Below are 20,768 nucleotides of genomic sequence, written 5' to 3'. Positions count from 1 at the left end.
CCGGAAGTACCATCGCTCCCCACCTATTGAACCATTAAGCCAGCCTTTACAGGAAACCAGGCCGCGGCTAGGGTAATGCTTGGGCGGCTAAGACTTGATTCCGACCATTGGCTTTGGCGGCGTAGAGGGTTTCATCGGCCGTTCGGTAGAGGCTCATTAAATCCTGGCCATGTTGGGGAAATTCGGCTACACCGGCACTAAAGCTGACCTGAAAGGCCTCCCCCTGATCCGAGGTAAATTGCCGTTTTCGCAGCTTTTCGAGGACAAACCCCATCCGGGCGGCGGCGGCCCTTTGCCCCAGGCCATACATCCCAATTAAAAACTCTTCGCCTCCCCAGCGGGCCACCACATCTTCTGGACGGAGGGATTGGCGCAGTAAACGAGCGGTTGCGACCAACACCTGATCACCGCTGCTGTGGCCATAGGAATCATTCACCTGCTTAAAGTGATCCAAATCTAGCATCACTAAAGACAAGGGTTGCGCCTGGGTCTGGGCGAGGCTAATGAGCTTCTCTAGCATTTCCTGGGCTTTGCGGCGGTTAAAAATTCCAGTGAGTGGATCGGTTTCTGCCAAACTGCGTAGGAGCCGCGTTCGTTCCAGGCGATTCAAAATCCGCGTCACCAGTTCGGGGCCAATAATCGGCTTACTGACAAAATCATCGGCCCCAGCAGCAAATAAACGGGTGACTAAATCCGGTTCGGTACTGGCGGTAAAAAAAACAATGGGCAAGCGGCCCCAGCGGGGATCTGAACGCACCATCTGACACAGTTCAATCCCGTTAATCCCCGGCATTTGCACATCTAAAATGACGAGATCGGGAATGATACTTTCAAGGGTCTGCCAAAACTTCTGGGGATCCTGAACCGCCGTGATTTCCAGGCCCCAAGGGGCAAGCACCCGTTTCAGAACTGTAATTGCGACCGGATCATCATCCACAATCAAAACATGGGCCTGGGTGTTCTCTTTGCGATGGAGGAGATCACTGATGGCCTGCCAAACTTGATCCGCACTGACAGGCTTTGCCAAACTGACCCGACTCCCCAAGCGAATTGCCGCTAAACGGGCCCGCCAACTGTCTTCATCGGTGAATAAAATGGTCGGAATTGCCGGACTGGCCTGGGATAGGCGGGAAAGTAGTTGAGAATTGGCTTGGCTGTCGGGGGCCAGATGGGGATTAATCACCACTAAACTGGGCCGATGATCCGCAAGATAAGCCAGGCCCGCTGTCCAGGTTGTGACCGTAACCAGTTGCATTTCCCAGTGCTGGGCATCTCGTCCCAAGGCCTGGGCTAAATCCGAATCGTCATCTATTAATAAAATCTCAGGTTGATCCGGGGGCGCATCCGGGGCAGGGCTGGTTAATTCTTTAAGCTTGCCCCCCCAACGATTGAGTTCTTTTAGGGTCTGGGGCGTGAAGGTCAGGGTTTCGGTGAGGCGTTGGGCAATCATCCAGGCCAGTTGGGTTGCATCGGTGAAGCCCAGGCCCCCCAGGGTCAAGCCTAATTCTGTGGCCAGCTTTTGGGCTGCTTGTCGTTGCCCATCGGGGACAACTTCATGACTCATCTCCGCCAAGAGAGTATGTAATCGCTGGACTTGGGCCTGATAAGTGACCTCATGGGGCGGGAGGATAGTCTCAGGGGTATGGTCGGCAGAAGATCGCAACACATCATCCTCCAGGCCCAGATATTCCTAAGCTACTATATCCGCTCGACGCCTATCCAATATTGAGATATTGAGCAACAAACCCCTCCCAGGTGAGATTTTGCTCTAGATATTGGGGTTGGTCGGGATGGTAAGGGCTAGCAAGGCGATCAATGGTCAGGATTTCGGCCTGGGTTGGTAAAACAGGTAAATCGGGATCCACCGCCGTCGAGTGCATCAGGGAACTGGAAAACCCCTTAAAGACCATCACACAATCTTCCTGCTCCCTGTTAGCCCCATCCAGCCAGCGGGCACTGACGAGTAAGACTTCTTGGGGATGCTGCTGGGAATAGGCTTCGAGTTGTTGGAGGGGAGACATGGCCTGACAAACTCTGTATAGGGGCTTGCTTTATATTTTATAGGCCTAAAGTCTTGGATGTTTTATAAAAACTATTGCCCAGATTGACCCTGAACCTATCACCTATTGGGTTAAAACTCTAAGCAGGGGGTATTGCTATAATTAAATTAAATCAGGGGGTAATTATCATGTTAATTAGCAACCCAAAACGGCTCATTACTCTAGGAGTTGCGGCCGCTGTTTGGGGTGGGGGGATTTTTGGGTGGCCGTTTAACCACCAAGGCCTCCAAGCACAGCCGGAATCCCTATTGGCAATGGGACATTCCCGAACTCCCATGTCTCACGGTGGCCACATGATGATGGTTACGAGTGAAGAACATTACATTGCGGAAATGATCCCCCACCATCAAGAAGCGGTTGAAACTGCCACCCTGATCTTCAATCGCAGTCCACGTCCAGAAATGCGCGCCTTTGCCCAGGCCATTATTGATGTTCAATCAGCAGAAATTTTACAACTCCAGGCCTGGTTAAAAGACGGGTATCCCCAAGCAAAACCGGAAGTCAATTATGTGCCGATGATGCGAGATTTAACCCGGTTACAGGGAGATGCCCTCGATCAAACTTTTTTAGAAGATATGATTATGCACCACCACGGCGCAGTGATGATGTCTGAGCAGTTATTAAACAAGGGCCTGGTGAAACATCAACCTGTCGGCGCGTTCGCAAGATCTGTCATTACTACCCAGTCGATTGAAATCAACCAAATGCAGGCCTGGCTCAATCAATGGTTTGGTACAGCAAAAAATTCTGGTTCAATGCATCATCATTAACCAATCAAGGAAATTGAAGCTCGTCTTGATAATCCAACCGTAATTTTGAATCGCTTGATTCTGGCCTGGACAGAATTTAAGAACTTGGCCTGGGGTAAGACCCAACCAGAACTGGCAGCCATGCACACCCTAATTTATGAGGAACACTACGAGGAACTGCATTCAGAGGTTATGAGAATTAGTAAAAATTAGCTGATGATTAAGCAGGCCGGTCTTCAATGACCCGATCAATCAGGCCATAGTCTTTGGCTTCTTGGGCCGACATAAAATAATCCCGATCCATATCTTTTTCAATTTTTTCAAGCACTTGCCCCGTGTGATGGACATAGAGATTATTCAGTTGGCGACGAATCCGCAGAATTTCCCGCGCTTCAATTTCAATATCTGTTGCTTGTCCACGAGTGCCACCGGAGGGTTGATGGATCATAATCCGGGAGTGAGGCAGAGCGAGGCGTTTACCCTTTGTGCCTGCTGCCAAGAGAAAAGAACCCATCGAAGCGGCCAGGCCAACGCAGATGGTCACTACATCGGATTTGATATGCTGCATCGTGTCATAAATCGCCATTCCAGCCGTGACCGATCCCCCAGGGGAATTGATGTAGAGCATGATGTCTTTGCCTGGGTCTTCTGAGTCAAGGTAAAGCATTACCGCCACAATTTGGTTCGCAATTTCATCATCGACATCCCGCCCCAAAAAAATAATCCGTTCCCGATAGAGGCGGTTGTAAATGTCAATCCATTGGGTGTAAGGTTCACCGGGCATCCGGTAGGGGACTTTCGGTACACCAATTGGCATAGGAGGCTCCTGGGGGCTAGACTTCCTTTATCTTAACCTGTTGCTCCAATCCGAGAGTTAGCCCCCAAGGAAGAGACGATGCTTAGAACTGAAAAAGACCCAGGGGCGAGCAAACCTAGAGAATTTTTTCCAGGCCCACAATCAGCCGTTTAAGTTGGGTAACTTTGCGAATGGCTAAGACCACACCAGGCATATAGCAGGCCCGATCACTGGTGTCATGGCGGAGGGCATAAATTTGTCCGGTTGCGCCAAAAATCACCTCTTGATGGGCAATTAATCCGGGCAGACGAATACTGTGGATATGGATATTTTCAGCGGCGGTGGCTCCCCTGGCTCCGGGTAGATGTTCAGTTTCGACAACTTGGGCAGGGTTAAAGGTTTTCCCGAGTTCGCTGAGCATTTGGGCCGTTTGGAGAGCAGTCCCACTGGGGGCATCGGCTTTTTGGTTGTGATGCAGTTCAATGATTTCCACATGGTCAAAATATTGCGAGGCTTGGATCGCCGCCTGCTGGAGTAAGACCATCCCAATAGAAAAGTTCGGAATGATCAAAACTCCCATCTCGGCTTTGTCAGCAAAATCTGAGAGATCCTGTAACTGGGCTGGACTGAGGCCGGTTGTTCCGACCACTGGATAAACCCCATAGGCAATGGCCATCCGCACATTTTCATAAACCGCATCGGGATGGGTAAAGTCCACCATGACTACGGGCTGTTTTTCTTGGGCGGCGGCGACACAAAGCTCTTGCAAGGTTGGGCTGATCACAACCTCTAGGGTTCCCAGGCCAATGAGACTGCCAATATCCTCCCCCTGCCCGGTTCGATCAACGACGCCATAAAGCTCCACATCCGGGGTTTGCTGAATCGTTTTAACCACTTCGCGCCCCATCTTCCCCAGCGCACCAACAACAATTACCGGAATGGGCATAGCAACTCAGTCCTAAATTTAAGAGTTTCACGATGGTCGGGCCTGGAAGCAAAGGCAACCTTCTCTTCAAAAGCAAACTTAATATTTTCTCGACCCTTTTCTCTAGATTGATCCTATCAGGGGCCTGGGGCCATCGGGGAATATAAAAGCTGTTGAATAGCCATAGGCCTAAAACTTAGCCCGCACCGTAAAGGTATAGTCCCCCCCAGGTTCCAGTTGGTAGTCTTTTTGCTCTAAAAAACGGCTTAAGGGTTCTTTAATTAGGGCCCGCCCCAAGGCTGGGGTAATATCCAGGGCTTTGTCCTTAAACCGCCAGTGAAAATGCCAGGTATATTGACTCGCCAAAACTTCCCCAGTCATCTGCCCCAACGTCCAGGAATGCTGAGTAATCCGCACATAGGCTGTGGTTTCTGGTAAATTTCGCCGCCGACTCACACCAACCTCTTTAAGAAATGTCACAGGCCAACTCGGCAAAGTGTCTGGCACTTTCTGCATAAACAATCGTGTTCATGGTAACTACTTTTCGAGTAATTGCTAGGCCCCTGGGGTCATCCAATTTCTGAGATTTAGTCCACAGGCCATTTTACAGAATTGTCTTTTAGAAAAATTAGGGCAGCACCCATGACCGTGACCACTCCCGCCTCCCCCTCCGAAGTCCAGGCCCGCTTAAAAGCCGCCGTTGCTTGTTTGAACCTAAGTCTTGAGGCCGAGTTAACCCAATATCGCTGTCACCGCTTAGTCCAAAGCCTTTCCCCGTTTCCGGCCGCGGCTATTCCCACAGTCAAGTCTAGCCAGGTGATCTCCCCCGCCGATTCATCCCCGACACCGACCCAGTCCCAACTCCCCCCCGTGGCCGAAACTCCACCTGTCCCGGAACCTGTCGCAGCCGTTCTGACCACCAGTGTCCCCACTTTCAAGCAAATCACAGAGCCGACACTGCCTGGAGAATCCCCAGAACTAGCCCCGGAATCGATCACGGAACTCCTAGCTGAATTGGAAGATCGCCCCCGCCCTGCCCCCCAAGAGGCTGAATCTGAGATCACACCACTCCAGGCCTGGTTTGCCCCTATTTTTCCCAAGGAAGCCCCGGATCCCGTTACCCCTGCCGCCATCACGGTGGAAGACTTGCCCCCTGGACCCTTCCCGGAACCTACAGAAGAGGATGCCTTTTCCGCAGTCCCAACGCTGCCTAAACCCTCCGACTCACCCCAAATTCCCGAGCCCAGGCCAACGTCCGCCGAGACCCCAGTCATCGAGCCGAGTGTGGATGAAGTCTGGTTTGACCTGGGGGATTTTCAGCCCTTTGACTCAGATATTCTGGAAACTGCTGCAAGTGCCCCAATCCCTGAAGCTGATGACCCGGAACTGCCCGCCCGCTCCCCTGCTACCCCTCTAAGTAGCCCAACCGTAAAGCAATTAGATGGCCCTAACACCTACTTTGATTCCGCTGCGGCACTGCTGGAAAATATTCCGCAACTGGACAACCCCACCCCGGCCACGTCTCCCTCCTATTTGACCCGTGGCTTAACCATTGGCTTAGTTTTAGCTGGCCTGGTGACAACGGCAGGGGCGATGGGGTACATCTGGTGGCAAGTGCGCTCAGAACCCACTCCTGTGGCGAATCAGGTCGATCCCATGAACCCAACCCCAGGCCTGGTAGACCCTGATGTCCTCCCACCCATCAGCCCAATCTCCCCTAGCCCAAGTGCCGCTGTTCCTTCCCCAGTCGATCAGGTGCTGCCAACCCAGGCCTCAACAACCACGACTGTGCCTCCAAGCCCTGCACCAGCGGCCACTTCAGCCCCAGCCCCGGTAACGTCACGCCCCACTCCCGCTCAAGGTGCGGCCAGGCCAGCGGTTGAACCCATAGCGGCCCCGATGGGTGAAAAATCATTTTTCTATGTTGTTGCCCCCTACCAAGCTCCCCAAGAGTTATCTCAGGCGCGCCAAGGAATTGCCAATGCCTATTTAGTTCAATTTCCAGAGGGTGTGAGAATCCAGTTTGCGGCTTTTGAAGATGCCCTTTCCGCCCAAACCTTGGTTAACAGATTGGCTGAGCAAGGCATTAAAGCCCAAGTCCGCCCTCCCCAACCCTAAGCCTGGCATCAAGTCAGCCCATGACCCATTTGGTCTCAAAGTGGGACTGGATCAAAAGCACCTTCCACGCGGAACTCCTCAAAAATATCCTGCTGCTGTGGGCCTGGAAATCTTAGGAAATCCTGAAAAATCAAGCCAGGCCCCATGCGGAATCTAAACATTGTGCTGATAATAGTGGGGATGAGTCATTGGGTATAGGGTGAAACATGGGTCGCGCAAAAAAAGTTGTTCTTGCTTATTCCGGTGGGGTTGATACCTCGGTCTGTATTCCCTACCTCAAGCATGAGTGGGGCGTGGAAGAAGTCATTACTCTTGCGGCTGACTTAGGGCAGGGCGATGAGCTTGAGCCTGTGCGCAAAAAGGCCCTCGACTCTGGGGCTGCCCAGTCCTTGGTGATTAATGCCCAAGATAGTTTCATTCGCAACTATGCGTTTCCCTCCATCCAGGCCAATGCCCTCTATGAAAACCGTTATCCCCTCTCGACCGCCCTGGCCAGGCCCTTAATTGCCAAACTGTTAGTTGATGCAGCTGCAGACTATGGAGCCGATGCCGTTGCCCATGGTTGTACCGGAAAAGGGAATGACCAAGTCCGCTTTGATGTCTCCATTGCCGCCTTAAATCCGGATCTAAAAGTACTGGCCCCAGCCCGTGAATGGGGGATGAGTCGGGAAGAAACCATTGCCTATGGGGAACAATATGGCATTCCTTCTCCAGTCAAGAAAAAATCTCCCTATAGCATTGACCGCAACTTGCTCGGCCGGAGTATTGAAGCCGGCCCCTTAGAAGATCCCTGGACAGAGCCATTGGAAGAGATCTATCTCCTCACCCAGGCCGTGGACAACACCCCAAATTCTCCCGAATATCTAGAAATTGGCTTTGAACAGGGGATACCTGTTTCCATTAATGACACCCGTTATGACCCCGTTCGCTTGGTGGAATTACTCAATGAGCGGGCTGGGATTCATGGAGTTGGGCGGATTGACATGATCGAAAACCGCTTAGTCGGTATTAAGTCTCGGGAAATTTATGAAGCTCCGGCTTTGCTGGTTTTAATTGCTGCCCACCGGGATTTGGAAAGCTTGACCCTTACCGCAGATGTTAGTCAGTATAAACGGGGCCTGGAGGAAACCTATAGCCGCCTGGTTTATAACGGCCTCTGGTACAGTCCCCTCAAGCAAGCTCTGGATGCTTTTATTGCCCAAACCCAGGCGCGAGTCACCGGAACTGTGCGGATAAAACTCTTTAAGGGCCAGGCCACGACTGTGGGGCGTAAATCTGATTATTCACTCTATACTCCAGACTTGGCCACCTATGGTGCGGACGATCAATTTGATCACAAAGCGGCCGAGGGCTTCATCTATGTTTGGGGTTTACCGACCCGAGTTTGGTCTCAACAAGTCCGCAACACCTGAACTTCACTGGGCCTGGCGAATTAATAGGCCCCGGCCAAACTAATCTTTAGGATTTAAGGCCGCCTCAAGGGCAAGGAGTTCATCCCGATGGGCAGTAATTGTAATCGCTGTCGGGCCGGGTTCACTCTGGGGGCGTTCCAGTTGGACAGTCACAGTTTCCAAACGTTGCGCACCGCGCCAATAAAAAATAGTTGCCAGAGGTGCAAAAATGACCAGGCCCAGGCCCCAGCCCTGTAACGGTGGCCAAACCATTCCTAAAACCAGGCCTAGACTCCCCAAGCCAAGGGCTGCCAACAGGGTGAGAAAAATGGCTAACCCCAGACTGGCACTCACCAACCCCTCAAAAGTAATCTGCTCTTGTTCAGGACTAACCGCAATAATCCGATAGGCTCGTCCTGTCAGATGGTTTTGAATTTGAGTCAACAGAGAGGCAGGTTCCCCAGGAGCAGGCAGGCGTTTGACTTCAGTCCGGTTCTTTGTTGAGGCCCGTAGAAAGAAAACCAGACCCATTAAAAGCAAGAGGGTTAAAAACAGGGTCGAGGGCAAAACATAGTCCGTGGGCATACAGCCTATTTCTCATCTAATAGTGTCACTTAATTGGTGGAAGCGTTTATTGTAGAGTGGGTCGAGACTGTTCCTGTGTACATTAAACCCAAAATAGGCTGTCAGCACAATTCCGACAAGAGTTAAGCGGTTTTTTCTAAGATTAGTTCCGACTTATCGATCTTCTCAATCTCTGGGCGTAAATCATTCAAGTCTAAATAGCGATCTGTGGCATTTCGGAGTTCACGCGCAATCATCCCCTCCGTCGAAACCACCGTAATGTGGGTATTTTTAGAGCGTAGGAGTTCAATGGCCCGCTCAAAATCCCCATCCCCACTAAATAAAATCACCCGATCATACTGATCCACGGTGTTAAACATATCAATGACAATTTCAATATCTAGATTTGCTTTTTGAGAGAATTTATGTTGCTGATCATCATAGAACTCTTTCAGCATTTTTGTCCGCACCGTATAACCCAAGTTGATCAGAGCATCCCGAAATGAGCGTTGATCTTGGACATCTTTAAGGCCGGTGTACCAGAAGGCATTAACTAAGTGAGTGGCGGGATCTCGAGTAAAATAGTTCAAAACTCGCCGGGGATCAAAGAACCAGCCATTCTTTTGTTGGGCGTAAAACATATTATTGCCATCAACAAAGATAGATAAACGGTTAATCACAGATAACATAAGTAATACTTAACCTGAAAATTTAGATAATCAATCAGAGGGCAGAAACAATCCTAGTGATCGGGTTAACTCCCTAAGGGAATGGATAACAGTTATGGCAACGACCGTATCTGTAACCTCTTGTGATGGGTAGGCCAGATTCCCCGCAATAGGGGCCAGACCTGAGCAGAGATAACAGTTATGGGTAGGGTTCATCAGATAATCTAAGGCGGCGTAGTCAAGATTGACTGACAACCAAAAATTGATATTTATCAATCAAACACATTTAGCGGTGAAATTATCTGATGTCTTAGAAATAAATCAGCGTTACTATAAGGTTATATCGCTTTCATTCTAACAGTTTGTTTTACCTTCCCTATGTTGCCCCAGATTAAACATTTAGCAGAAACCCTTCAGCCCCGCTTATTAGAAATTCGCCGTCATCTCCACAGCCATCCAGAACTGAGCGGCCAGGAAACCCAAACTTCAGCCTATGTAGCCGGTGTTTTGTCTTCGGCGGGGGTGCAACTCTTACCAGGCCCGGCAGGGGTGGGGGTGATGGGGGAGATTCCTGGCAATGGACAAGATGAGCGGGTTTTGGCGATTCGGACGGATTTGGATGCCTTACCGATTCATGAGCGCACCAATCTTGACTTTGCCTCCCAACGACCAGGGGTGATGCACGCCTGTGGCCATGATGTTCATACAACGGTGGGCCTAGGAACGGCAATGGTTTTGGCCCAACTCCAGGATCATCTACCTGGGAAACTGCGATTTATTTTTCAACCCGCTGAAGAGATTGCCCAAGGCGCGGCCTGGATGATTGGGGCAGGTGCAATGCAACAGGTGAGTTCGATTCTTTCTCTCCACGTTTTTCCGTCCATTCCGGCCGGAGAAATTGCGGTACGTTATGGGGCCTTGACTGCTGCCGCCGATGATTTAGAAATTCAAATTATGGGGGAATCTGGCCACGGCGCGCGCCCCCACGAAGCCATTGATGCAATTTGGATTGCGGCCCAAGTGATTACGAATTTGCAACAGGCCATCAGCCGTACCCAAAATCCCCTGCGCCCAGTTGTGCTCACCATTGGTCAAATTTCTGGCGGTCGGGCCCCTAATGTGATTGCGGATCAAGTCATGTTGCAAGGCACAGTCCGCTCCCTCCATCCTGAAACCAGCCAAGCTCTCCCGGCCTGGATTGAGCAAATTGTGGCCCACACCTGTCAGGCCTATGGCGCAACCTATCAATTGGATTATCACCGGAGAGTCCCTTCGGTTTGTAATGCGCCTCAACTGACCCAACTGTTACAGGAAGCAGCCCAAGAAGTGATTGGCAAAGAAAATGTCCATACTCTCCCCGAACCGTCCCTGGGTGCAGAAGACTTTTCCCTCTATTTAGATCAAGCTCCTGGGGCCATGTTTCGCTTAGGGGTTGGTTTTGCAGATCGGCCCAATTATCCCCTGCACCACCCCCAGTTTGATGTGGATGAACGGGCCATTACAGTCGGTGTCTTGACTTTAGCTCACGCGGCCTGGAAGTATTGGCAAATCGCCTACTAATCTTTTCCCTGAGGCTCGATCATGTCCCTGTCCTTAGAATCCTATAGAGACTTAGTGATTGAACTGGCCTGGGCCGCTGCCGATGTCTTGAAAGAGTACGAGGAAAACCCGGCCCGTTGGCAAATCCAGGCCCATGCGGATCTTTCTCCCGTGACGCTGGCAGACCAGGCCGTGGATGAATTGATTCTCAACCGTTTGCGAGATGCCTGTGGTGATCAAGAATTTGGCTACCTGACGGAAGAAACCCATCAACCTGGCCCCCCACTCCCGCAACCCTATGTTTGGGTTATTGATCCTCTGGACGGAACTAAAGACTTTATTCAACGGACTGGAGAATATGCTACCCACATTGCCTTGGTGCATCAAGGTCGCCCAATTTTAGCCGCCGTGGCCTGGCCGGGCCGGGATACGGTTTATCTAGCTCAAGTCGGGGAAGGCAGTTATCGGATGACTGGGACGGCCCCCCCCTATCGGTTGGTCGTGGATCAAGCGCGGGCCTGGGAAGATTTACGCATTTTGACCAGCCGCAGTCATGCCACCCCAGAACTGGAAGCATTTCTGAAGCAGATGCCGCAACCCTCACGTCAAAAAATGGGGAGTATTGGCTGCAAAATAGCGGCAATTGCGGAACAGGACGCGGATGTATATTTCATGTTGCCCAGTCGCACCTCTCCCAAGGATTGGGATCTGGCCGGGCCGGAGTTGATTTTGACAGAAGCTGGGGGTAAACTAACCCGTTTTGATCAAAGCTTATTGACCTATAACCAAGGAGATGTTAACCAGGCCGGGGGCTACCTCGCCAGTAACGGACAGTATCATCAGCAACTCTGTGCCATGCTTCAAAGGGCTTAATGCTGATTAGGCAGAGGCAACTACGGGGCTAGGGAGTAAATCGGCTTGATAAATTCTGATCCGGAGGTCTTGGTAAAACTCGGCCTGGTCTAGTTCAACCTTGGATTGGGAAGAAAGAAATAACAAGGCCCAAAATACACCCACCCGATCATTTTTGAGGGTCAGTAGGGCTTCTAAATCTAACCATTCCTCTCCCAGGCCTTGGTTCTGTAAGAGAGCTTCAACCTCATGGGCCATTTCCGTCAGATTTTCTTGGTGGGCCAGTTGGGTAATGGCTTTAATATTGCTGGGTCGTCTGCGGACTGGGGTGGGACGTGGCGGCCGATTGACCGTCCGTTTTTCAACTTCAACGGCCATGGTTTTGAGATGGTCAATTAATTCTGCTAAAGTGACACGGCGACGTTGGGGGGGTGGGGCCACCGGCCGGCGTTGGAGATGACGTTCTAACTGCACAGGTAAACCAGGCAAGACCAAGTGTTCATCGGCGGCTTCCTCGAAATCCAAAGTCGGTTCCGCTTGCTCCAGGCCCAGTAAACTATCCGACTTCAATAAAATCAGGATTGCGGCATACAGAAACGCCTGTCCCGAGTGGTGTAAATCTTGATAATGGCCGGTGGCTAGTTCTTGGAGACAACGGTCAAACACATCCACCACTTGTACATCCCAGGGATCAATTTCTCCCCGTTCAGCTAAGTCAATTAAAACCGCAATAGCTGTATCGGCAAAGGAGGTGGCCATAAAGTTTTGACCCAGGTAGAAACCGTTGTTTAACAGGGGTTAACTGGTGCTGTTGACTATCGGCAGGGCAGTTATCCGTTAAGCATAGCGTAGAAACTTGAGAAGTTATGCAAGAGCACAGGTTGTATATGTTACCGCTATAAATTAAAAATCCCAGGCCCAACCTCCTCCCCGTCTAAACTATCCCCAATTCGTAAAAACTGATCGGGGTCGGGGCCGTGATAAACCAAAACATAGCGTTCATCCGGGTGGATCATCCAGGCCAGGCGGGTCTCATTTTCAAATGTCCAAACTTGTTGCGTTGTGGCAATCATGTTCCCTTCGGTTGGATTGGGGATGTTCTTATCTGGGCAAATTTTAATCCTGTTGCGGTTGGGGATTGAGCCGATCCAAATTGGCCTGGGCATTACGTCTCCATTGGGCGGGCTTGATCCGGCGCAGGGCTGAGGCGGTAAATTTCTGCTCCCAATCTGGCTCGGTTAAGGTGGCGAGTTCCGTTAACGGAGGGGCTAATAGATCGGGGCGAGGCTCAAAATCAGGAATATCCGTGGCCTGGGCAAAGCGTTGGTTCCAGGGACATACATCTTGGCAAATATCACAGCCTGCCACCCATCCCTGTAAGTTTTGGGAAATCAATTCTGGTAACTGGGCCTGGCGATTTTCAATGGTGTGGTAAGCAATACAGCGGTTGGCATCAACAGTATAAGGACTAACAATGGCCTGGGTGGGACAAGCCTCTAGGCAACGGGTACAACTGCCGCAGTAATTCCCGTGGGGCTGATCGGGTTCCAGGTCAAGATTGGTTAAAATTTCACCGAGAAACAACCAAGAACCATATTGCCGACTAATGAGGTTACTGTGTTTACCCACCCAACCCAGGCCCCCTTGTTCAGCCCAGGCCTTGTCGGAAATGGGCCCCGTATCCACATAAAACTTGGTTTCAACTTGGGGGTTTTGGGCGGTTAACCACTGACAGAGAGCCTTTAAGCGTTTCCCTAAAACTCGGTGATAGTCGCGCCCCCAGGCATAGCGGGAAATTTTGCCCTGTTGGGGATTGTCCGAATGGCGATGGGGGGTGTAGTAGTTTAAACCTAGGGAAATAATGGATATCACCCCTGGCATCACCTGGAAAATATCTTGGCGTTTAGGATTTCCCATCCAGGCCATGTCGGCGGCATATCCCTGTTCTAGCCAGGCCTGGAGGCGTTGTTTTTGAAGCGTGACGGGGGAATCAGGATTCTCTACGGCTTGGGCTACGTTACTGATCCCAACTCGATGAAAACCTAGGGCCTGGGCCTGGTGTTTCACGGTGGCAGAGGTGATGGACTCAGGTTGAGAATTTGGGCTAGTCATCACTCAGGGCCATAAATTGGCGATTCAGTTCCTGTAAATAGGGTTCAGCCACTTCTTGGGAGAGTAATCCCTGCCTTAAACCATGGGTCACTGCACTTTTTTGGGCCAAAATCAATTGCCGCTGGAGTCGGTTTTGATAGAGCCGTTGACCCAGATCATCCGGAAATTGGATGTCAGCGTTATAGATCGATTGGAGTTCGGATTCAGCCGCTAAAATCTTGGCCTGGTATTGGTTCCAAAGATCATCGTGTAAAGGTTGGGGTAACCCACCGGCCTGGAGTAAGTCTTTGAGTTGGTTTTGGGCCGCCTTAGCTGTCATTAAATTCAGTTGCAGGGTCTGGATTTGCAGTCCAGATTCTGACCGCTGGGCCACCTTCATCTTACGGACAAACCAAGGTAAACTCAGGCCTTGGGCAATCAAAGAAACCAGCACCGTGCCAAAGACTAAGGTAATGACTTCTGTTCGAAAGGGCATTGAGCGGGGCAAACTCAAGGCCATCGCCATTGATAATGACCCTTTGACATTCCCAATCATGAGAATATTCTGCCAACGAATCGGGATCGGGCGATCAAACCAGCGCAACACATACAAAAATGGGTAAACCACGGCCGCCCGCCCAATCTGATACATGACAATCACCAGCAGGGCAATCGGCACAGCCGCAATCACAAACTTGGGGTCAACTTCAATGCCCAACAGGAGAAAGATAAAGGTATTTACCCCAAATGCTGCGTACTCCCAAAAGCTAAAGAGAGTAAGTTTCGATTGAGCCGTCGTGCTTTCATGCTCCAGGCCCCAGTTGCCAATCACCAGGCCAGCCGTCACTACCGCAATCGCCCCAGAAACCCCTAGCCCTGTGCCCACCTGAAAAGTTCCCAATGCGACAGCAACGGTCAACAATAGGCTACTCAGGGGATCTTCCAATTGCCGGAACAGGCCGATGCAGAGATACCCCAAGCCCAGGCCCAAGAGGATGCCCCCTGGAAAGGCAATCAGGAATTGCTTCAGCCCCAAAAGCGGTGTAAATGTTCCTTGTTCGTGAACTGTTGTAATCAGGCTTAACAGGACTAAAGCGACCGCGTCATTAAATAAACTCTCCCCTTCCACAATGGTAGATAAGCGGGGTGGGACTGGTACAACCCGAAAGGCCGCAATGACAGAAACCGTATCGGTAATGGTTAAAATCACCGCCGCGGCGAGGGTTGGAATCCAAGGCCAGTCAAAGGCAACCTTAAACAGACCCCCGGTAATTAGGGCCGCCACAATGGTTCCCGGCCCCGCCAACAGGCCAATGGGGAGTAAATTGCGTTTCAAGCGACTGGCATCGGTATTCAGGGCCGCTTCAAAAATCAGAATCGGTAAAAAGAGGTTTAATACCAACTCAGGATTCAGGCCAACGTTGCTGGGTAAGGTTGGTTTGGGAATCAATAGCCCAGCTACCACTAGACCAATGACATAGGGAAAGCCCAGCCGCCGACTGACCAAGGCCACGCCAGTTGCCACCAAGAGCAAAATAATAAAGGTTTGTACCAGGCCATAGATGTTGACCAATTCGATACCCGTGGCTGGCGGACTCGTCAGGGGTGGCATTAAGTTAGACAGCAGCGGCAAAGGAATCATGGCATTGGATATCTGAACACTCTGAAGTCTATAGTCTCTGGGGTTTGATCCGATCTGTTCCGCGGCGGGGCCGGGAAATATTGGGATAGGTTTAGCCTACTGGCGCGAGACCGGGGGATGCAATCAGGACATATTCAGTTTGGTAAATCTTTAGGAAGAGATGTGACGGAATGGAGATTATCTGGTACATTTATTAATGTGAGGAGCGAACCAGTCAGGGCATCGAGACGAAACACGGAAAGTCGTCGATGTCCTTTCTGATTTTTAGGCATTTTTTCAGGAATTTTTCGGACGTGCCACTACCCCCGTCACATCATCAGCGTCCACAGCCCAATTCAGCCTGACTGGGGAAAACCTGATAAACATTGATCACCAACTGGGACCGCAGCAGAAAAACTGGGAGAGAATCGCCTAGTCTGGAGATTGAATCACCTTCCGTCCCTGACTATGCTCGATGACTATCAACTAGAGCCGCGTTTAGTTGCTGCCTTAGCGGCCCTCAATCGCCAGGATTATCCCATCGCCATTGCCGCCTTAGAAGCGATTAAAAAGCAATATGGCTCCACGTCTTGGGGGGTGACAGCGCAACTCCATCTCATCCAGGCCTATGCGGCGGTTGGTGAATTTCCTCAGGCCTTGGCCCTCTGTGATCACTTGGCAGAACTGCCCCAGGCCAAGGTGCGCGATTGGGTCGAAAAAGCCCGCCCGATTCTCCAGCGCAAAGCGGAACTCTCCCAATCCCTAGCTCTTCCCACAGTTCTGGCTCCAACCCCAATCTTGGAACGGGCTATTTCTGGACAAGTGTTGCGGCAAGTTTCTCCCTGGCGACTCTGGGTGACGCAGATGGCCTGTTTAGGGGTTTTGTGGATGGGCGGGGCCTGGTTGAATCGGATCATCATTGTTCAGCCACTCATCAACTTTTTCAGTGCTTGGTATAGTCTCGATGCCTGGGCCTGGGCTATGGCCTGGTTTTTGACGGGGGTTTTGGCCCTAGTGATTGGGGTCGGTTATCCCTGGGCCTGGGTACAACTCCTGCGTTGGAAGTTCTCACTCAAGCCATTGGATTTAATTACCTTAAATACCTACAGCCCAGAAAGTATCAAGTTTTGGGGCCGCTGGGCCTGGTCTGGGTTTCAGCCGAAGCCGCAACTAGGGTTTTTACCCACTGCTGTTCCCTTAATTTTTAGTTTTGGACACTTGCGGCGTTGGGTGGTGATCAGTCAGGGGCTACTAACGGCTTTGGCCGCCGATGAAATTGCCATCCTCATCAGTGCTGAAATCATCCAACTCCGGCGAGGCTATAATCTGTTGCTGGGGCCAATGGTTTTTGTGCGGCAACTCATCTATGAGCTTTATCAAACCACTGCCCAATGTGGGAACTATTTTGCCCACCGCTTGGAATGCCTTAACCGTCAGCACCAAGACCGTCAAGTTGATGCGGGGCTAATATTCTTAAATCGGCTTATTTATGGCTGCGGCTGTGTCACAACGGCCTTGGCCTATGGCCTGGTCTGGCTTTTGGAAAAAATCATTGCTCCAGCCGCGCGGGTTCGGTTCTACTTCACAGATCGGGCGACGGCCGCCTTTACAGGCCATCCCAATGGCTTAAGCCAGGCCCTGATTCATCTCAGTCAGGCCATGGCAGAGGTGGTGTATCAGACAAGAGAGGTTTCACCCCTATTTGAGTCGTTGAGCTTGGTTTTTCCCGTTCATGCCGCTGCGGCGATCACCTATGGGAGTCTCCAGTTTCCACCCCAGTCGCGAGATTGGGTCAAGCTGACGGCCTGGGAGCGGCAAAATCCCCTTAAAGATTGGTTTAGCTTGTTTCACTCTCATCGCTTTTTGGGTATCCGGCTCCAGGCCCTGAGTATCTACGCCCAAAAGTGGCAATTAAAACCCCAATTTGAGTTTGGTGAGCAGTCCCAAGCCTGGACAGGACAACGGCAATTTTGGCGACAGTTAACTCCAGTTTGGGGCTTATTCCTGGGATTATTTCTAGCCATTTTGGTGTGGCGGGGGGGAGAGTTTGCCTTACGCACCGGGGCAATTGGAATTAAGTTTTGGTGGTTTGCCAATTTGAATCTCATGCTCTGGGGTTGGGGAAGTTTGGGGCTGGGCCTGGGAATTTTGTTACGGATTAACGCCTATTATCCAGAAATTACCACGCCTGTTACTGATCCCCAGTTACTAAAACCCCTGATTGAAAGCCCCATTGCTTTGCCCTTAGATAGTGTGCCGCTAAAGTTGACGGGGCGGTTATTACGGATGCGGGGTTTAGAGCATGGCTTAGGCCAAGGGCTGTGGCTAGAAACAGAAGTCGGGCTTTGGCAACTGCGGGCTTTGGGGTGGTGGGGGCCATTCAGCCATCTGTGGAGAAGTCCGTTTGGGGCCTGGGGAGATCGCCAAATTGAGGTGCAGGGGTGGTGGCGGCGTAGCGAAGTTCCCTGGATTGATGTTGAACAGGCTCGTTGTTTGGGGAGTCCAGGCCTGGTCTTTTGGGGACGCGCACCCTATTGGGCTACGGCGATTTTTGGATTATTAGTATTGTTTAGTCTTTACACCTTTTTGATTGCTCCTTGAAGCCGCAGATGAGCTAACCCATTCACAAATCTTCACTAACTAGAACGGCTGACCCGAATAATATTTTCCGTCATCTGCTCAAAGGCATCATCATGACTAATCACAAAGAGTTGATGAAAACTTCTCAGGTTACCTAAGGCCGTTGCCAGTTGAGAGCGGCGCTGGGTATCCATATTGGTTGTTGGCTCATCAAAAAAGGCAATATCAATTTCCACTAAAACCTTCAGCAAAGCCAAGCGAATCGCCAGGGCCCCACACATTTGCTCCCCACCGGATAAACTCTTGAAGCCGCGCCAATGTCCTTCTTCTTGGACGCGAATTTCATAGTCTTCTGTCCAGGCCAGGGCGACATCAGGGCGATTGAGTAATTCTCGAAATAACTGATCCGCCACTTGGACAATGCTGCTCATGTAGTATTGGGTGATGCGCGGCCCACTTTGATTAAAAATTTGCCGACTGGTTTGAATAAATTGATCAATCTGGATTTGGCGGTCGGACTCGGTTTGTTGTTCTTGCCAACGATCATAGATAGCAGAGCGGGCGGCTAGTTCAGTTTGCAGTTGGGTGAGCTGGGTCTGTTGCAGGGGTAAGCTGCCTAAAAGTTGATTGATTTGGCTCTCGGCCTGGTTAATTTCACGAGTGATCCTGTCCAGTTCAGTCGGATCATAGGTGGCCTGGGCCTGGGTTAGTTCCTGGTTCAAAACGGCGGCCTTTTCAGATAGTTGGGTCTGCTGAGACTGGATATCTTCGAGTTGGCTTTGGAGGACTGTCACCTGTTGGGCCAGGTTGAGGTGCTGTAAATAAATTTGTGAGCCGGGTTGATGGAGCTGATACTGCTGTTGATAGGTTTGTCGTTGTTGTTCGAGTTGGTTTAAGCGGTTTAGGGCAGTGGCCAGTTTGTTAGATTGATCTTGAAAATCCGCAATCATGGCCTGTTGCTGCTCGTAGGCCTGTTCTAATTGGGGTTTTGCTCCTAAGGATTGTTGCAGATGCTTGATTTGGGCGCGGGGGTTTCCCAGGCCATCTAGTTCTTCCCTTAAAACTTGGGCTTGGCTTTCCAGGTCGGGGAGTTGGGCTAGACGGGCTTGGATTTTTCGCAGTTGGTTGTCCAGGGCGGCGAGTTGGGCTTGATAATGGCACTGTTGTTCTTGTTTGCCGGGGAGAGTGGCCAATTGGAGTTGGGCTTGGCGGGCTGTGTGGAGTTGGGCTTGAATCTGGGCTAAAGCATCTTCCACGCTGGCAGAGTCTGATTGGGCTCGAAATCCGCCGGTGAGTTCCTGGAGTTGATGATCAAGGTCTTGGAATTGGCTGAGGCCTTGGCTGAGAGCTTGTTCAACAATGCTTTTCCCCAGTAATGAGTCGGGCCAGGCCTGGAGATAGGCTTGGGCGGTGGTGTTCAGCTCTTCCAGTTCGACCCGTTGGGTTTGGGCAAAGGTAGCTAGGGTGGTTAACTGATTCAGAACCGTTTGACTCAGTTTCCGTTCTTGTTGGTGCTGGTTGAGTTGTTGGGAATGGGCCTCAAGCTCAGGCAGTCTAGTCACGATGACTCTCAAGGCTTCTAAGGCGGTAATTTCTTGGTCTAAGGTGGCTAAGGTGTTTTGGATTTTGGCCTGGGTGGCTGATAGTTCTTGGTAGTCCGCTTCGGCTTGTTGGAGTGTGGTGAGTTCCAGTTGAATGGCCTGTAAGTTAGCTTCTAGGGTTTGTTGCTGAGGCAGGAGCGGTTCTAACACTGCAATTTGAGTCTGGGCCGCCGTGAGTTGGCTGAGTTGTAGTTCCAGTTGGCTGAGTTGGATGGTGGCTTGCTGCTGTTGGGCCTGGATCTGGTGGGCTTGTTGTTCTAGTTGGGGCCGGTCTTGGAGTTGTTGCTCTAGGGTTTGCAAGGTTGCGCTCAGTTCAAGGCAGGCCTGGTAAGCCGGGAGGTGTTTTTTGCAGAGGTGTTGGGCGGCTTCGGCGGCGGTAACTTGGCCGTTTTGCTGCTGGAGTTGGGTTTGGATATTAGCCAGTTCTAGTTGCAGATATTGATAGTCTTGGGTGAGGGTTCGCAGACGTGTGGCCTGGGTTTGGAGTTGTTGAGCTTGGCTTTCTAGGCTTTGCCGATGTTGGGTCAATTGGGTGAGTTGCTGCTCTTGGGCAGTCGTTATTTCCTGTAAGGCCTGGGCTTGTTGTTTGAGGCTGTCCCAATCCGCTAATTGTTGTTCATAGAGGGCCAACTGTTGCTGGCTGCGTTGTAACTGGGCCTGGCTATACTTTTCGAGATCAAGAGCCTTTTGATAGGCATTTTTATAATCATCCACTCGTAAAATTGGGTCAAAGACTTTTTTACGTCCTTCTGGATTTTTCAAAAAGTCAGCGGTAAATGTGCCTTGGGGAATGCCAATCATTTCCGAAAATAAGTTGCTCAGGGCAAGATCCCCTGTGATCCCCAATTGTTGCCGAAGCCAGCGAGCAATATCCTCCCTATTTTTTAAGCCAAGGTTTTGCTGCAGTTGTGGATCATAAATTTCATAGCCTTTGGTGGTACAGCGTTGAATCCGATAGGGCCGCTCGTCATAGCTAGAAATAAAATTGACCCAGGCCTGGGCACTCTTCGTTCCATTCCGAATTAGATCCGCCTTGTTGTAACTACTGTAATCAAACAACACCCAGGCCACGGCTTCAATAATGCTGGTTTTACCGGCTCCGTTTTCACCACAAATGGCATTGATTCCTGGCCGAAACTCAAAGCGTTGATCTTGGTGAATCTTAAAATTTTTGAGAACGACTGAGGTAATTTCCATTAGAGGCAAGGGATGA

Annotated in this window: 19 protein-coding genes; 6 read left to right on the top strand and 13 right to left on the bottom strand. The window is 50.9% G+C overall.

The window, feature by feature from the left end; translation table 11 throughout:
* Window positions 1-67 precede the first annotated feature (67 nt).
* Both SYN6312_RS15695 and SYN6312_RS15690 read right to left on the bottom strand, forming a co-directional pair.
* Window positions 68-1,666: a diguanylate cyclase gene (locus SYN6312_RS15695; protein ID WP_015125883.1), complete on the bottom strand. Its 1,599-nt coding sequence runs from the start codon at window positions 1,664-1,666 to the stop codon at window positions 68-70.
* A 49-nt stretch (window positions 1,667-1,715) separates the two neighbouring features.
* A complete protein-coding gene (locus SYN6312_RS15690) occupies window positions 1,716-2,021 on the bottom strand; it encodes a hypothetical protein (RefSeq protein ID WP_015125882.1) in 306 nt (101 codons plus the stop codon).
* A gap of 167 nt (window positions 2,022-2,188) precedes the next feature.
* Between SYN6312_RS15690 and SYN6312_RS15685 the strand changes: the two genes are divergently transcribed.
* Window positions 2,189-2,830, top strand: a complete 642-nt coding sequence (locus tag SYN6312_RS15685; protein ID WP_015125881.1) for a DUF305 domain-containing protein — start codon at window positions 2,189-2,191, stop codon at window positions 2,828-2,830.
* Here the strand turns inward: SYN6312_RS15685 and SYN6312_RS20800 are convergent.
* The 4 genes from SYN6312_RS20800 to SYN6312_RS20670 all read right to left on the bottom strand — a co-directional run bounded on the left by SYN6312_RS20800 (window position 2,827) and on the right by SYN6312_RS20670 (window position 5,046).
* Window positions 2,827-2,952, bottom strand: a complete 126-nt coding sequence (locus tag SYN6312_RS20800) for a hypothetical protein (protein ID WP_256377481.1) — start codon at window positions 2,950-2,952, stop codon at window positions 2,827-2,829. The two genes, SYN6312_RS15685 and SYN6312_RS20800, sit on opposite strands and share 4 nt — an antisense overlap.
* A gap of 77 nt (window positions 2,953-3,029) precedes the next feature.
* Window positions 3,030-3,626 carry an ATP-dependent Clp protease proteolytic subunit gene (locus SYN6312_RS15680; RefSeq protein WP_015125880.1) on the bottom strand — a complete coding sequence of 199 codons (597 nt, stop codon included), beginning with the start codon at window positions 3,624-3,626 and terminating at the stop codon, window positions 3,030-3,032.
* 115 nt (window positions 3,627-3,741) lie between these two features.
* Window positions 3,742-4,551 (bottom strand): 4-hydroxy-tetrahydrodipicolinate reductase, encoded by an 810-nt coding sequence (gene dapB / locus SYN6312_RS15675; RefSeq protein ID WP_015125879.1) that lies wholly within the window; start codon window positions 4,549-4,551, stop codon window positions 3,742-3,744.
* Window positions 4,552-4,719: 168 nt separating this feature from the next.
* Window positions 4,720-5,046, bottom strand: a complete 327-nt coding sequence (locus SYN6312_RS20670) for a DUF3146 family protein (RefSeq protein WP_015125878.1) — start codon at window positions 5,044-5,046, stop codon at window positions 4,720-4,722.
* 126 nt (window positions 5,047-5,172) lie between these two features.
* Here SYN6312_RS20670 and SYN6312_RS15665 point away from each other — a divergent pair, with 126 nt between their 5' ends.
* On the top strand, window positions 5,173-6,648 hold the full coding sequence (locus SYN6312_RS15665; protein WP_015125877.1) for a hypothetical protein: 1,476 nt from the start codon (window positions 5,173-5,175) through the stop codon (window positions 6,646-6,648).
* A 206-nt stretch (window positions 6,649-6,854) separates the two neighbouring features.
* Window positions 6,855-8,060, top strand: coding sequence for an argininosuccinate synthase (locus SYN6312_RS15660; RefSeq protein ID WP_015125876.1), 1,206 nt, complete (start codon window positions 6,855-6,857; stop codon window positions 8,058-8,060).
* A gap of 39 nt (window positions 8,061-8,099) precedes the next feature.
* Here the strand turns inward: SYN6312_RS15660 and SYN6312_RS15655 are convergent, their stop codons facing one another.
* The gene (locus SYN6312_RS15655; protein WP_015125875.1) at window positions 8,100-8,624 is read right to left on the bottom strand and encodes a cofactor assembly of complex C subunit B; all 525 of its coding nucleotides are present in this window, start codon (window positions 8,622-8,624) and stop codon (window positions 8,100-8,102) included.
* Window positions 8,625-8,746: 122 nt separating this feature from the next.
* Entirely contained in the window at window positions 8,747-9,292 is a 546-nt protein-coding gene (locus tag SYN6312_RS15650; protein ID WP_015125874.1) for an NYN domain-containing protein, read from the bottom strand.
* Window positions 9,293-9,649: 357 nt separating this feature from the next.
* Between SYN6312_RS15650 and SYN6312_RS15645 the strand changes: the two genes are divergently transcribed.
* Both SYN6312_RS15645 and SYN6312_RS15640 read left to right on the top strand, forming a co-directional pair.
* Entirely contained in the window at window positions 9,650-10,831 is a 1,182-nt protein-coding gene (locus SYN6312_RS15645) for a M20 family metallopeptidase (protein WP_015125873.1), read from the top strand.
* A 21-nt stretch (window positions 10,832-10,852) separates the two neighbouring features.
* A complete protein-coding gene (locus SYN6312_RS15640) occupies window positions 10,853-11,683 on the top strand; it encodes a 3'(2'),5'-bisphosphate nucleotidase CysQ (protein WP_015125872.1) in 831 nt (276 codons plus the stop codon).
* Window positions 11,684-11,689: 6 nt separating this feature from the next.
* Here SYN6312_RS15640 and SYN6312_RS15635 read toward each other — a convergent pair whose 3' ends face one another.
* From SYN6312_RS15635 to SYN6312_RS15620, 4 genes are all read right to left on the bottom strand, one after another.
* On the bottom strand, window positions 11,690-12,421 hold the full coding sequence (locus SYN6312_RS15635) for a segregation/condensation protein A (RefSeq protein WP_015125871.1): 732 nt from the start codon (window positions 12,419-12,421) through the stop codon (window positions 11,690-11,692).
* 137 nt (window positions 12,422-12,558) lie between these two features.
* Window positions 12,559-12,735, bottom strand: coding sequence for a Uma2 family endonuclease (locus SYN6312_RS20000; RefSeq protein WP_216594154.1), 177 nt, complete (start codon window positions 12,733-12,735; stop codon window positions 12,559-12,561).
* A gap of 43 nt (window positions 12,736-12,778) precedes the next feature.
* The gene (gene queG, locus SYN6312_RS15625) at window positions 12,779-13,774 is read right to left on the bottom strand and encodes a tRNA epoxyqueuosine(34) reductase QueG (RefSeq protein ID WP_015125870.1); all 996 of its coding nucleotides are present in this window, start codon (window positions 13,772-13,774) and stop codon (window positions 12,779-12,781) included.
* Window positions 13,767-15,395: a sodium:proton antiporter gene (locus SYN6312_RS15620; protein ID WP_015125869.1), complete on the bottom strand. Its 1,629-nt coding sequence runs from the start codon at window positions 15,393-15,395 to the stop codon at window positions 13,767-13,769. The genes queG and SYN6312_RS15620 overlap by 8 nt, the downstream gene beginning before the upstream one ends.
* Before the next feature lie 423 nt (window positions 15,396-15,818).
* Between SYN6312_RS15620 and SYN6312_RS15615 the strand changes: the two genes are divergently transcribed.
* A complete protein-coding gene (locus SYN6312_RS15615; protein ID WP_216594153.1) occupies window positions 15,819-17,975 on the top strand; it encodes a tetratricopeptide repeat protein in 2,157 nt (718 codons plus the stop codon).
* Window positions 17,976-18,010: 35 nt separating this feature from the next.
* Here the strand turns inward: SYN6312_RS15615 and SYN6312_RS15610 are convergent, their stop codons facing one another.
* On the bottom strand, window positions 18,011-20,752 hold the full coding sequence (locus SYN6312_RS15610; protein WP_015125867.1) for an SMC family ATPase: 2,742 nt from the start codon (window positions 20,750-20,752) through the stop codon (window positions 18,011-18,013).
* Window positions 20,753-20,768 lie beyond the last annotated feature (16 nt).

Origin of the sequence: Synechococcus sp. PCC 6312 (assembly GCF_000316685.1) — a bacterium.
Lineage (GTDB): Bacteria > Cyanobacteriota > Cyanobacteriia > Thermosynechococcales > Thermosynechococcaceae > Pseudocalidococcus.
This window is presented reverse-complemented; position numbering and strand designations above follow the sequence as displayed.